The organism is Actinoplanes xinjiangensis, from assembly GCF_003148685.1.
Taxonomy (GTDB): Bacteria; Actinomycetota; Actinomycetes; order Mycobacteriales; family Micromonosporaceae; genus Actinoplanes; species Actinoplanes xinjiangensis.
Genome location: NZ_QGGR01000019.1, coordinates 55,822 through 69,059 on the forward strand (window position 1 = coordinate 55,822; position 13,238 = coordinate 69,059).

General features: G+C 67.6%; 15 protein-coding genes. 12 read left to right on the plus strand and 3 right to left on the minus strand.

Annotated elements, in window-relative coordinates; translation table 11 throughout:
* Positions 1 to 129 precede the first annotated feature (129 nt).
* Positions 130 to 999 (minus strand): hypothetical protein, encoded by an 870-nt coding sequence (locus BC793_RS33255; RefSeq protein WP_146246542.1) that lies wholly within the window; start codon positions 997 to 999, stop codon positions 130 to 132.
* Between the two features lie 123 nt (positions 1,000 to 1,122).
* Here BC793_RS33255 and BC793_RS33260 point away from each other — a divergent pair, with 123 nt between their 5' ends.
* The 10 genes from BC793_RS33260 (at position 1,123) to BC793_RS33305 (ending at position 8,991) form a co-directional block, all read left to right on the plus strand.
* Entirely contained in the window at positions 1,123 to 1,686 is a 564-nt protein-coding gene (locus BC793_RS33260; protein ID WP_109599776.1) for an ankyrin repeat domain-containing protein, read from the plus strand.
* A gap of 307 nt (positions 1,687 to 1,993) precedes the next feature.
* The gene (locus BC793_RS33265; protein WP_109599778.1) at positions 1,994 to 2,176 is read left to right on the plus strand and encodes a hypothetical protein; all 183 of its coding nucleotides are present in this window, start codon (positions 1,994 to 1,996) and stop codon (positions 2,174 to 2,176) included.
* Between the two features lie 341 nt (positions 2,177 to 2,517).
* Positions 2,518 to 3,153 carry a hypothetical protein gene (locus BC793_RS33270; RefSeq protein WP_109599780.1) on the plus strand — a complete coding sequence of 212 codons (636 nt, stop codon included), beginning with the start codon at positions 2,518 to 2,520 and terminating at the stop codon, positions 3,151 to 3,153.
* A gap of 591 nt (positions 3,154 to 3,744) precedes the next feature.
* The gene (locus BC793_RS49110; RefSeq protein WP_146246543.1) at positions 3,745 to 4,350 is read left to right on the plus strand and encodes a hypothetical protein; all 606 of its coding nucleotides are present in this window, start codon (positions 3,745 to 3,747) and stop codon (positions 4,348 to 4,350) included.
* A gap of 262 nt (positions 4,351 to 4,612) precedes the next feature.
* Positions 4,613 to 5,605 carry a hypothetical protein gene (locus tag BC793_RS33285; protein ID WP_146246544.1) on the plus strand — a complete coding sequence of 331 codons (993 nt, stop codon included), beginning with the start codon at positions 4,613 to 4,615 and terminating at the stop codon, positions 5,603 to 5,605.
* 281 nt (positions 5,606 to 5,886) lie between these two features.
* Positions 5,887 to 6,513 (plus strand): lamin tail domain-containing protein, encoded by a 627-nt coding sequence (locus BC793_RS51745; RefSeq protein ID WP_239170428.1) that lies wholly within the window; start codon positions 5,887 to 5,889, stop codon positions 6,511 to 6,513.
* 301 nt (positions 6,514 to 6,814) lie between these two features.
* A complete protein-coding gene (locus BC793_RS49115) occupies positions 6,815 to 7,141 on the plus strand; it encodes a hypothetical protein (protein ID WP_146246545.1) in 327 nt (108 codons plus the stop codon).
* Positions 7,142 to 7,221: 80 nt separating this feature from the next.
* Positions 7,222 to 7,659, plus strand: coding sequence for a hypothetical protein (locus BC793_RS33295; RefSeq protein ID WP_146246546.1), 438 nt, complete (start codon positions 7,222 to 7,224; stop codon positions 7,657 to 7,659).
* A 164-nt stretch (positions 7,660 to 7,823) separates the two neighbouring features.
* Positions 7,824 to 8,471, plus strand: coding sequence for a hypothetical protein (locus BC793_RS33300; protein WP_109599789.1), 648 nt, complete (start codon positions 7,824 to 7,826; stop codon positions 8,469 to 8,471).
* Between the two features lie 100 nt (positions 8,472 to 8,571).
* Entirely contained in the window at positions 8,572 to 8,991 is a 420-nt protein-coding gene (locus BC793_RS33305) for a hypothetical protein (protein WP_146246547.1), read from the plus strand.
* A 147-nt stretch (positions 8,992 to 9,138) separates the two neighbouring features.
* Here BC793_RS33305 and BC793_RS33310 read toward each other — a convergent pair whose 3' ends face one another.
* Positions 9,139 to 10,434 (minus strand): MFS transporter, encoded by a 1,296-nt coding sequence (locus BC793_RS33310; protein WP_109599793.1) that lies wholly within the window; start codon positions 10,432 to 10,434, stop codon positions 9,139 to 9,141.
* The gene (locus BC793_RS33315; protein WP_109599795.1) at positions 10,431 to 10,970 is read right to left on the minus strand and encodes an ArsR/SmtB family transcription factor; all 540 of its coding nucleotides are present in this window, start codon (positions 10,968 to 10,970) and stop codon (positions 10,431 to 10,433) included. The genes BC793_RS33310 and BC793_RS33315 overlap by 4 nt, the downstream gene beginning before the upstream one ends.
* A gap of 323 nt (positions 10,971 to 11,293) precedes the next feature.
* Here BC793_RS33315 and BC793_RS33320 point away from each other — a divergent pair, with 323 nt between their 5' ends.
* Positions 11,294 to 11,590, plus strand: a complete 297-nt coding sequence (locus tag BC793_RS33320; RefSeq protein WP_239170427.1) for a hypothetical protein — start codon at positions 11,294 to 11,296, stop codon at positions 11,588 to 11,590.
* 86 nt (positions 11,591 to 11,676) lie between these two features.
* Positions 11,677 to 13,185 carry a PQQ-binding-like beta-propeller repeat protein gene (locus tag BC793_RS33325; RefSeq protein WP_146246548.1) on the plus strand — a complete coding sequence of 503 codons (1,509 nt, stop codon included), beginning with the start codon at positions 11,677 to 11,679 and terminating at the stop codon, positions 13,183 to 13,185.
* The last annotated feature ends 53 nt before the right edge of the window (positions 13,186 to 13,238 follow it).

The following is a 13,238-nucleotide window of genomic DNA, read 5'->3' on the forward strand; positions in this document are numbered from 1 at the left end:
GAACGGCACGTTGCCGCAGCTCCTCCAAGTACTGCCACGGATACTTCGCCCATGGCCGTCAGCGCATGATCAAGAGGCTCCCTGAAAGCGGGGCGGCTTGTCAGTGACGTTGCGCTGCTGGGCGGGTGCTCAGCCCAGCTGGTTCGCGGCGGCACGGATCAGGTGCCAGAGCAGCGCGCTCAGCGTTGCGGTGATCGCCATCGCGACGAACATGAGGTACCACGCTCGCCAGAGGCGTCGGGTCGACGCCAGCCACGCGAGCACGGCGAGTGGCACAAGGACCTGGACCATCTCTGTGGCGAGGGCTTCGCGGGCGAAGGCGCCGTCCGGTCCGTCAACCATCCGAAGGCGCCAGGGGGGTGCCAGAACGACCTGCAGCCATCCCTCGCCGGACAGCAACCCGCAGGCGGCACCGGCAGCCAGCGCGGCGCCCGCCAGCCGCGCGGTGCGCGTCATCTGACCCAACAGGCCCAGTAACGGTCCCGCGACCATCGATACCAGCAACCAGGCCGTGGTCATGACCGCCAGCGAACGCAAACCGGACCAGTGCGCCGATGATCCGTCGGCCAGCGTGCCGCCGCTCCAGCGGCGGCTGATCACCAGGATCAGGAAGTAGTAGACGAGAGTGGCCGAAGCCAGCAACACGGTCGCACCTGTCACCGCACTGCGACGATCCGGGGCCGCGTGCCCGGCCAGCAACGCCGCTGAACCCCAAGCGAGGCCGCTGCTGACCACAGCGATCATGACCTGCTCGGCCGTGCCGTCGACGGCGTCGACCGCGAACGCCAGCAGACCGAGCACCGCCCCCGCCGCCACGGTCACCACGACTCGACGTGCGGGACGCTGTACCACGACGTTGACCACGCTCACCTCTTCCCGGCCGGGCACAGTACCAAGGCGAACCTTCACTGCCTGGTCGAGTACGAGCGTCGAGCTCATTCCCAGCGACGGACGGCAACCGACCGAACGCTTCGACATGGCCGCCTGCCAATAGGCCACGATTGCCCTGTCGCCGGCAGACGGCGCTCAGCGACAGACGTGAGCGCCTGCGTTCGGCCCCGTACGTGCATACCGGCCGGCCAGACAATCGGTTGCGAGTATGGATCACGCTAGCGTGCGGGAATGGATCCGCTGGGAGAGACGCCGCTGCACATCGCCGCCGAAGCAGGCGACAGGCGCGAGGTCGCCCGGCTGATAGCCGCGGGCGCCGCCGTGGACGCCGGCAACTACCGCGGGTGTACGCCGTTGCACGTCGCCGCCGGGATGGCGGCATCCGAAGTCGTCGCGGTGCTACTGACCGCCGGCGCGAACGCCGGGGCTCTGACGGTGTTCGGGAAAACGCCACTGCATCGGGTGGCGCACGGTCTGGTCGGCGCCGCCGATGCTCGCGTGAGGATCGTCGACAGTCTCCTCGACGCCGGCTGTCCACTCAACGCTGTCGACACCGCTGGACGCACCGCCCTGTGGTACGGGGCGGGCACCGGCACCACGGCGTGGACGCCCCAGCAGCAGACCATCCGCTTCCGCATGCTGCAGCACCTGCTCTTCCGAGGTGCTGATCCCAGCATCGCAGCGCGTGGCTCGCAGGGCAGGCCGATTGATGCGGCTCGGGGACTGCACCAAGCCAAGAAGTATCGGCACGAATGGGCCCAGGGCGCGGCGCTACTCGAAGACCATGAGCAGTGACCGCCTGCGAGCGGGCAAGCGTCCGGATCGTGGCACGAGAGTAAGACTCGCTCAAACTCAGCCCGGGTCCGGTCGCGACCATTCAGGATGCCGCTCGTGCATCACGCGTACGACCGCCCCGTGCGTCGCCTCGTACTACGACCGATTCGGCCTATGGCCTCGGGCGCCCCGGTGCGCCTGTTGTCGGGACCTGGCGATTCTCGCATGCTGTCCGCCATGCCGATAGGCGGTTACCACCGACCCTGGCCGCGCGATCACCGGCAGTAGAGTCCGGGGGGCGTAGCAGACTCCCGGTACAGTGCCGACAGTGTTCGACTTCAAGGGCAAGGCTGATCAGCATCCTCGGGCCGGCGCCCATGAGAACTGGGCTCTGCCTGTGGGCAAGGGCCTTTCCATTGTGTTCTTGGTAGTTTGTCTCGCGTTAGCGCTGGCTGCGGTCTTCGTGGTTGGTCTCAAGTTGTTTTTCTGGCTCGCCGTAAGTATGGACTGATTTGACGTGGGTCGGTTGCGCCGGCAGGGCGGCGCGAGACGCCCGGATCGCGGCAGTTCAGGAGCCCATGGTGTTTGATCGCCCTGTGCTCGAGGACTGGCCGCCGGAACCGAAGATGCCCGACGACGACATCGCGGCCGTCCCGCCGTCTGCGTCTTCCCACCAAACGTGATCGCCGCACCCGCGCGATTCCTCACTGGAGTACTGCGGCGCCTTCACCTACCAGCCGTAGCCGAATCGAATCAGGACCCGGCGCTCCCCCGACGCGCCCGGACGGTGTTCACGGCAGTCCTGTTCGCCCGGCCACCTGGGGTCGAGGCCGGTCAACACGCCGCCGCCGCATGGCATACCGTTTCGCGGTGATTGATACCTCGACTGAGCTCTGGGACCCGCCGCCGTCCCGGCCCAGCCTCGCGCCGGCCTGGATCGGCGCGTCCCTCTCGTCCGCGATGATCCTCGCGCTCGTCGCCGTGGGCGGTGTGGTCGCCCACGCTTGGAACGACGAACGCTACCGTGAGACCGGCGACGCCTGTTCCCGTCTCGACCTCTCGGCCGTCGCCGCCCGCCTCGGCGATCCCGCGCTGCGACCGCAGCCGTCTGTGAATGCCGGCGCCTGCGCCTACTTCGTCGAGAACGAGGACGGCTCCTGGCGAAGCTACGGCACCGTGCAACTCGACTACGGCGCGAACGCGGCCGTCGCATGGGTCGGGTGGCGATACAAGGAAGCCGAAGGCAGCCCGCGCGACGTCCCGAATCTGGGACGAGCCGCGCGCCTCGTCTCGCACGCGAGCAATATCGAAGGGGAGGCGGTCTGCTCGGTGTCCCTGGACGTGCTCGACTCGAACCTGAGGTTCAGCACCGGTCTCGGCGCCAACGCCGACATGCCATCGCGTCCCTGCGACGACCTGGAGGCCCTCGGCGACGCCCTGATCGAGAGCACCCGAGCGTCCCTGGTCCGCCTCGCCGAGAGCCCGTGACCGCAGCTCAGCTTGCGTTGCGGTCGGCGTCGGCTCGCCCCGCTGTATCACCGAGGCGACCACGGTGACGGGCCGGTGCCGGGTGGCGCCGAGCCCGGACGACCGCAGCCCGGCCATGAGAAGGTGTTCGGATGGCCGGCCAACCATGGAGATGGAAGCGCGCGGGTTTAGCCCAATTTCAAGCCGTCACGTGCAAGGTGACAGCGCATCGCGGCCGGTTCGGGGTGGATGTTGAAATCGTCGATCCAGTGACACGAGTGGCGGCGTTCATCGACTTCGTGCTTCTCGCGGAAAAGGGTCCGCGGCATCCCACACCGTCGGACTTCCCTGCGGTGGGCTCCATGATCGAAGCAGTGACCATAGATTTCATGCCGGATGGAGAGCTGCGCTTGTCGGCGCGGCCCTCGGACGTCGCCGAAGTTCGGTCAGGGTCATAGTCTGCCGCGGCAGGCTGATCTGCTCTCCTCGCTGAGGGCATGCCGCCGACCCGAAGGCTGATCACTCAGCTTGAACTTTTTCGGTGCCGCCGACACACGGACAGCGGGTCGAAGTTCTCCGTCACCTAATCTCCGCAAAAGCTGCAAATCAGTCTTGGCACGTTTCCGTGATTCGCCGGCCACGCGGAGCCAGCATGATGATGACCATCTGGCGCATCACGGGATGCGGAACAGGTATTCGGGGAGAGAAGAGATCGTGAACGCTCGTACGCCACTCATTGTTGCCGCTGTTGCCGCCGCTGCCCTCACAGGCTGTTCAAGCGCCCAGACCACCGGCAGCGCGACCCCGACCAGCACCACCCCGGCTGCGGGAGCGACCAGCACCGCACCCGCTTCGACGGCCGGCAGCCCGACAGCCGGTGGTACCGCAGCGGAATCCTCAGCCGCGCCGTCGACCAGCACCCGGAACTCGACAGCGAAGCCGGCCGCCGACGGCAGCTGCCCGCCGTCGGAGGCGACCCTGCTCAAGGCGCTGCGCTCCAGCAAGATCAGTGACAACCTCGCGCCGACCGACACGCTGACCGACATCACCTGCCACCAGGGGTACGCGCTCGGTGAGACCCACCCGAAGGAAGCCGACAACGCCAAGGTGGTCTTCCACTACACCGACGGCGCATGGCAAGCGGTCAATGGCGGCACCTCGGGCTACTGCGACGATATCGTTCCGGCAGCCGTACGCCCGCACCTCAAGGACTGCTGACCCGGTCGGAGCGCTTCGCTCGGAGACGCGCGACACCCGCGGGTCAGCCACACGCTGGCCCGCGCAGCGCTATAGACCAGCACTGCCATTGGTCGGACGGAAACCACTGAACGTCACCGCACCCTATGCCGCGCGATGCCCGAGCTGAAGCTCAAGCGCGCAACATGTGGACTTCTCGCCGACGCCGGCGTTCGTGCTGAGCCTGACCATCGACACCAGGGTCGGCGGTCGGCTCGGTGCTCGGGCTGCCTACGCTGGCGACATGCGAGCCTTCGCCACCAGATACACCGGCCCGCCGACCCTCCGGGGCTGGATGCGTGACCCACAATCGATCACGTCACTCCAAGTCCTCGTCGTCATCCTCGCCCTGGTGCCCGGCGCCGCTCTCGCGACGCTCGGCATGGGTCTCATCGACACCCTGACGCCGAGCGAGCGGGTGCCCGCCGTCGTCACCGCCCGCGACTCAGGGCTTGATGAGGAGGGCATCGAGTACCACGAGACCACAGCCCTCGCCGACGACGGGCGCGGCCTCGGACTGGGAACCGGCGCTCCCGGCCTGCTCGGCGCCCCGGTCGTGGTCACGCTGTCCACGGTGACCGGCGAGCTGGTGGCCGTACGCACCGCGAGCGACCACTACCGGCCCCACCGGACAGGCGCTTACGTCTTCCTCGTCGTCGTCCTGCTCGCCACCATCGTCATCGCGGCGCTGATCGCCCGGCGGATGGCGAACCTGGCACCGTGGACGCTGCTGGTCATCGCCGTCGTCGTCGGCTTCGTCGGCGCGGGCGGCTGGCAGGTGGCCTCGACCGCCGCTGTCGCGCCCACCTCCCGGTTGCCTGCCGGCACCGGAATGAGCATCTACACCAATCCGAAGTTCATGCCGGCGAGCCGCTCCCCCACCGGCCAGGACGTCGACTTCCGGGACGCCACACTGCGGGTGACAGGGCCTGTGACTAGCGGGGCACCGGCCGGTTCAGCGTCGTGGCTGAGCGACTTCCACGTGATGGTGGTGCCGTTCAGTGCCTCCTACCGGGGCACCTCAGGCGATCGGTACGTCCCGCTCACCCTGATCGGCGACGGCTCCGGTACCGCCGAGCGGGTCGCGGCCGAGCACTGCGGCCCGACAGGGTTCGACGGCCGCGTCCCGGCCGGTTCGGTCGAGGGCGTGATGTGCTTCGTGACACCGCCGGACTTCCAGCCCCGCCACATCATCGTCGGCACGGGCGAGACCAAGCGGATCGACCTCACCACCTGACGACCACGGCCCTGGCCTCCGGCACGGACGCCACGGTGAAGAGACACTCCGTCACCACTGGATCTTTTCGGTACGCACGACCTTGCCGACGACTTTCTCACCGTCGCCGAGAAGACCGCGGTCATGGTCCGCCGTAGTGACGGGTTCCTTCACCAGCCGTGGCCCCGGCACCTGAGTTCCCGCCTGACGTCTGCACCGTTCGTTGGCCGCGCCACTGTCGGCTATGCAAGCCACCCGTTCGCGGCACTGCGTAGACGTCGCCCAGCTGGGAGCATGGCCGGATGCCTGCAGCGTCCACACCCGAATCCCGTAAACGGTGGCGGTGGATCGCCCTCACCGGCACCGCCCTGATCGTCACCGCCGCCGGCATCACCATGGCGTCCGCCGCGACCAGCAGTGTCCCGAACGTGCGGTTCACGAAGGTGTACTACAACTCGCCCGGCACCGACAACCGCAGCAACACCAGCTTGAACGCTGAATACGCGCAGGTCACCAACAAAGGCAAAACCACGATCACGCTCACCGGCTGGACCATTCGCGACGAAGCCGGCCACGTCTACAAGCTGTCCGGCACCCTGCCTGCCGGGCATTCCCGGATCGTTCACACCGGTAAAGGCACCGACGGACGACCGAACGGGCACCGCTACTGGCAGTCCGGGAACTACGTCTGGAACAACACCGGAGACACCGCCACCCTCCGCACCAACAAGAACGTGGTCGTGCACACCTGCAAGTGGGGAAGCAGCGGCTCCTACACCACCTGCACGGCACCGGCACCGGTGACGTCGACGAGGGCAGCGTCACCGTCACCGTCCAAGAGCGCGATCCCCTCAATGCCACCGTCGAATTCACCGAGCACAGGCCCGGTGCTGACACCACCGTCATTGCCACCCATCGAATGGGAGTAACGTCGGGAACCCCCCGGCTGACCACTCGTCCCTCACGGCGGCAGTCCAGCGTGTTCATCACCGACTCGTCGTGACCTGGCATCATGTGCCCATGCCAAGATCTCGGCATGCAGCCGTGCTTATCGCTGTGCTGACGGCCACCGCTTTCGCTGGATGTACAAACCAGCCGACATCAACGCCGCCATCGACCACTCCGCCCTATAGTGAGAACGCGCCGTCCTCGGTCCCCGCTGCTTCCACCAGCGCACTGCCCATAGGTCTCGAGCCACCCTCCGCCGTTGCCGGTGAGCTGTCTCGACAAGTGGTCACCCAGAAGGACGGTCACCCCGACAGCCAGTCCATCCTGCGTCGCAGTGCAGATGCCGGATCGGAGTACGGGATGCAGGCTGCCTGTACGTCGGCGACACCAGGTAAGACGCTGTCGGTTGAGGTGCGTAGCGGCGAACCCGGTGCCTCAGATGAGGCGATAGCCACTGCTGAGATTCCCTGCGACGCAACGGTGACGGTCAACGGCCTCGGCGGCCTGCCGGCGGAGCCGATCATTGTCGACCTGCGGGGTAACCAATCCGATGTGCTGTCGGCCTACGCCATCGTCGCGCCGACGGCTTCGCTGCCGGCAGGCAGATAGAAGCCGGCCAAGGTACGGACGTCCGCAGTCACCGCGCCAAGCTCGCTGGTTTCAGCCGCCCGGCCAGTTGGAGGGACCCTGTGCGAGAAGACCATCCCGTCGACCGGCTTGTTGTCGCGCTGGCGGGAGACCCCACCGCACCGATCGTCGACATGATGCTTGCGTCGGCTCAGCGGCTTGCCGACCGGCGGACCTGGGTGATCAGCGCGCCCCGATTCCTCGATCGATCAGACGACTCTGGCGCACGCTGGGTCGGATTCGGCCTACAGATCTACACGGCTCTACCACCATGGGGTGATGAGATCGACCCACAGGTGGACAGTGCCCACCTGGAAGAGGTCAAGGAGCTGGTCGCCGAGATCTGCCGTCTCTCGGACGAGGGGGGCGTCTCGTTCCAACTGGAGTACGCCAACGAGTTCATTGGCATGGTGGAAGCTGGCCGAATGGACTCCGGCATTGCGGAGACCCTCATTGGCGAGTGGGAGCGAGCCATCAACCGGGCGAAGAATTCCGGCTGATCACCGGCGGTGAAAAGCTCGCTATGCGCAGCCGGGACACCGTTGAACGGCTGGTACAGCCGGATCTTCTGTGGCCAGCTCACGTAGTGCTCGATGCCTGTTCGTGCTGCTTGTTGTCCCGAGGGCCTGAAGCTCGCCGCTACCGGTTGGCCGACAATGGGTAGATGTCCCGCTACTGGACGGCTGCTCGGATCGCGAAGCGTCTGCATGACGACGTGCTGGTGACGCACGGATTCCACCGTGCAGGTCAACAGATCGAGCATGCGGCCGGCGGCATACTCAGGACGCTGAGCGTCCACACCAGGACGGGCGGCGGACAGCCGCAAGTTCAGTTATTGGTGCGGGTGGCAGTCATGGGCCTACCTGCCCCGCTCACAAGCCACCGCAGCGACGCCCTCTTCGGCACGGCTGTCACGACAACGGGCCGCAGCTGGTACCCGCTTCCGGAGGCAGGCCAGCCGATCGCGCCGGATCTGCTGGATGATGTGAAAGGTCCGGTACTGCGGATGCTGCTGGCCGCAGAGGACCTCCGAGGCTTCATCGCGTGGTCGAACCAGGTATTTCTGGGTGAAGGGCGTCCAGGATGGTGGAGAAGCTTCCACCCCGTCATGCCGCAAGGCACCGGGCCTTTGGAGGCGGCGGCATTTGCCGCCGCGGCGCTTGGCGATGCTGAACTCGTAGAATTCCTCGTCGCGCGGGTGGAAAATGAGCAGCAGGACGAACATCGCTTCGCCGACTTTCTCGTAGAGCTTCGCCAGCTATGTCCGGAAATCCGGCAACGTCATCCCCTCAAGCGCCCGCCACTCGGCTGACCAGACACCGGGCCACGAGCATGCGTCCGTCCTCGTGGCGGACGTCGCTATCGGTGGCTCCCGGAACGCGGCAGTGAAGGTGGCGGGCTCGCTTAACAGTATGGTCGACATCGTGCATGCCGCGTCTCGCCTCACGGGCCTACCGGAGCTGGCCGAGGTGCGAAAAGTATGGTTCAGCGACTGGTACGACGGCCCGGTCACTGGCGTTGCCTTGTATGAAGGCCGCGAATATTGGTTCGTCATGGTCACCAACGACGACGGCGGGGGCGGGCACTGGGACTTCGAGCCTCGCGTCTACGTTCTGCATCGCCTGACCGGCGAGCAGTTGGCGCAGGCTTGGGACATGCATCGCAGCTTCGCAAAAGCAGGTTTTCCGGGGTGCCTGCACTCGCCGCCCTGCACTGTCGCCGACGCGGCCATAGACGGCGAGATGCGGGAGGCCCTCCGTGATCGTTGGCCGCCCGAGAGCGAGGACGACTACAAGAACGGCCCAGTGGCCGGGTGGTTCCGGGACGCTTGACGTGTTGCTGCGGCGCACGGCTCGCGGCAGGAGAATACGTTCTGCCACTGCAGTCGTTCAGCCGGATACTCCGTGGAACCCCGGCCGTTCACGGCCGGGAGGAAACGGATCGCCTACGAAGCAGGACAGGCCGGACGACCGGCAGTGTCACAGCAGTTCGGCTGCACGCTGCGGCACGGGATCGCCGGGCTCCGGGCGGGCTGGACCGCTGGTTGAGGCAACGCCGCGCAGCGCCGCCTCGACCCGGCGGTTGTTGGTCATGGTCGTCGTGACGGCAGTCATGGTGAGCAGGAGGCCGGCGGCGGCGTAGAGCGGGGTGCGGACGTCGAACGTGGAGGCCAGCCAGCCGCCGAGGAAGGCGCCGAACGGGGCGGCGCACATGGCGAGCATGCGCGAGGTGGAGGTGACCCGGCCCATCAGGTGTGCGGGGACGATCGCCTGGCGCAGGGAGGGGGCGAGCACCATGGTGGCGCCCATGCCGGCTCCGCAGACGGCGAGCGCGACACCGGCGGCGTACGGATTCGGGGCGGCGGCCAGTCCGAGGATGGCAAGCCCTTCAACCGCGGCTGTGCAGGTCAGCGCGGTTCCGATGCCGAGTCGCCGGCCGAGGAAGGAGGCGATGCCCGCGCCGAGCAGACCGCCGGTGGCCTCCGCCGTGAGGAGCAGGCCGAAGCCGAAGGTGTCGATGCCGAGACGGTCGTGCGCGAAGAGGGCGAGTACGGTCTGCACGGCGACGAAGGCGATGTTCCCGACCGCCGGCCGCAGTGCGAGCCCCAGCAACAACCGATCCCGGAAGACGTACGTGGCGCCGGCCCGCGCCTGCCGCAGTAGCGACTCACGGGCCTGCGGTACGGGCCGGGACGTGGCGGGCAGCGACCGTACGAGCAGGGCGGAGAGTGCGAACGACACCGCGTCGGCGAGCAACGGAACCGCCCGTCCGAGCGCGAGCAGGGCGCTGCCCGCAGGCGGCCCCGCGAAGCCGGACGCGGCGGTCTGGGTGCCGCGCAGCCGGACGTTGGCGCGCTCCAGTAGCGCGGGGTCGCGGCCGAGCAGGTCCGGCAGATAGGCCGTGGCGGCCGTGTCGAAGAAGAGTCCGCCGAGGCCGAGCAGGAAGGCGACGGTCGCGAGCAGGGGGATGCTCAGCACGTCGAAGGCGGCGGCCGCCACCGGTATCGCCAGCAGCGCCGCACGTGCCGCGTCCGTGACCCACATCGTGCGCCGGCGGTCCCAGCGGTCCACCAGCGCACCGCCGAGCACCCCGAACAGCAGCCACGGCAGCGTGCCGGCGGCCGTGACGATGGCAAGCCCCATCGGATCGCGGGTCAGCGTCAACGCGAGCAGCGGCAGCGCGGCATGCGTCACCCCGTCACCGAGTGACGAGATCGTCTGCGCAGTCCACAGCCGTCCGAATCCGGCCGGCAACTTCGGAGCGTCCGAGGTCACTTGGCGCCCCCTTCGACCGGCTCGCGCCGTGCCGGGTGGAACAGTGCGAAGACGAGGGACACGTCCGGCAGCGACGGATCCGACAGTTCCCGGTACTCGTCCGCCAGCGCCTGCAGCCGCGCCCCGAGTTCCGCGAACTGCTCCCCGGTGAGCCGCAGATGCGCCATCCGTACGTGCCGCTCGCCATCGACCGGCGCGGACTCCAGGTCTGCCACCGCATGCCGCATCAGCACATCGGGGCCGCCTTCGCCGGGATCCGGCAGCTCGATGGACCGCGCGGCCATCGCGTAGTACCGCTCGGTGACTCCCCGGACTTTCCGCGTTCGTACCACCTTCACCAACCCGGCTCGTTCGAGCAGCCGTACGTGGTAGCTCGAACTTCCCTTCGCGAGGCCCACTCGCTCGGCGATCTGCGTGATCGTCGCGGGTTCGAAGCGCAGCACGGCCATGATCCGGTGGCGCGTGAGGTTGGAGACGGCGCGTAGCTGCTCGTCAGTGGTGACGTGGAACGTCTCGGGAGGATCGTCGGCAGGCATGCGCTCAATGGTCAACGGTTCTTGACCATTGAGCAAGGTATTTTCGTGCGGCCTCCGCGGCAGATCCCGGACGCGGCGTGGGACGCCCTCATGTCGCCCTCACCGCGGAACAAGCTCTGAAGTCCACCTGGCCCTCGATGCATCGACGGACACACCGGTCGGCGAGGCCAGAGAAGTGTCGTCAAACCAAGATCAGGGCGCGCCCATCGGCCATGTCGGATGTCGAGATGACTTGTAGCAGGAGGGCTACAGCCTCCGGCGCTGCCGGAGGCCCATGGCAGCATGTTGCCCATCACGACATGAGGCGACGACGGGCAATCTCGATGATCGATATGCAGGTCCGCAGCGAGAACGGCGACGTGGTGACGCATGGGTCGCACGGCATCCGATGGTCCCAGGGCTTGGGGCAGTTGGATCCGGAGAGATATCCGTGCCTGAGCAGCCTGCTGCCGTATGCGGACGCCGTCTTCAATGAACGGCAGGTGGAGAGGCTCCGACGAGAGCTGTCGGACCAATACATCCGCGGCCTCATCGGGGAGGGCGCAGCAGTCGAAGCCGAGAGATTGTGCAAGGACGTCGAGAACGGCTCCCACCTGTATCTGTGGTTCGTTGGAGACTAGCCCGGTAGCCGCCGGCCGGATCAGGCCCGGGTAGAGCGTGACTGGCGGGATCATCGCCGGAGTTCGCATCTGTAATGATCTTGAATGTGATCGATTCGCTCCGTGTCGAACGGATCTGGGGAGACCGGCCCTTCGCCGAGGGTGGCGAGCCCGCACTGGCGGTCGTGAGCGACGGGCGCCTGGCGGTAGCGGGCGAGTTCGTCCACGAGTCGCGCCGGGCGCCGGTGGCCGTGTTCGACATCGGTGATCTGACCTGCCGGGCGGTTCTCCGGTCGCGTTTCCCCGTGCATGCGCTGGCATTCCATCCGACGTTGCCGCTGCTGGCCGTCGGCACCGGTAGCTACGACGGTGGCTACTTCTTCGAGGGTGAACTGCTTCTGCTCGACCTGGAGACGAGCACGGTGGTGTCACTGTTCGAGCACCGGTTGGGCCGCCAGGTGCTCGGCCTGGAATGGCTGGACGACCAGGAATTGCGGCTGGTGCTGGCACCGCCGGACGACTGGCAGGACCGGGCCGCGCGGGTCGAAGGGCATGTGGCATCGGTACGCCGGGATGACTGGCGCTCCGTTGCCCCCGCCTCGATCGAACCGGAGGAACTGGCCGGCCCGCGGATTGCCGCCCCCCGCCTCGACGGGCGTGTGCAGGCGCGCGCGACGGTGAGCCGGCTGAGCGCCGACGCTGAGCCGTGGCGCGACGTGCGCGCGGTCGAGAGACTGTCCGACGGGCGGGTCCTGGTGGCGCTGGCGGGTGTCGCGGTGGAGTGCTGGCTGCCTTCGGGCGAGTTGCAGTGGCGTGTACCGGACGACAACGGGCAGGACAGCGGCGGTCGGGACCTCGTGGTGGCGCCGGACGAACGATCGGTCTGGGCCGGCCTGGTCCGGCCCCACCGGCGGGAATCGGCGCAGTCACTGGTCCGGTGTTCGCTGGCCGATGGCACCCGGATCGACGAGATCAGTCCCCTTCATCCGTACGCACTGGTGCGATGCGCCGACGATCTACCGGCTGTCGCGTCCGCCGGCGAGTGGCCGCAGAGCAGCCGCCTGCGAATCCGGCGGGGCCGGCGGATCTACGTGCGGGAGGTCGAACGTACGTCCGCGTCGATGCGTACACCGCGGTTCGCGTGGCTGTCGGCGGCGGATCCACTGCCGGCCGCCACCGATGGTCGTCCACTCAAGTCCGGCGAGCTGCGGCGCCTGTTTCCGTACTCCTGGGTGCAGGGCGAGACGCACTTCGCGGGGCCGGGGGTCGAGGTCGCGGACGGAAGCCTGGTCTACGCCGGGACGGTGCACGACGGTCGCGGTTTGCAGCCGGGCGGCGCGTTCGTGCTACGGCGGGACATGACCACCGGGAATCCGCTGTGGGTCTTCCGCACCGACCACTCCGCCGTCGACCTCGACGCCGACGCCGATACGGCCTATGTCGCCTACCGGGACGGCGAGATTCTGGCACTCGACCTGCAGGACGGCTCCGTGCGTCAGCGGTGGCGCCTCCGCGGCATCTTTCCGACGGCGCTGACCGTGACCGGAGCGGGTCGGCTGCTGGTCGGGACGAGTGACGGGCGGGCCTTCGACTGCCGGGTCGCCCGGCACGGGTGATGACTGCAGAACCAGATGGAATGAGAATTCCATTTGGAAAATGTATTCCACTT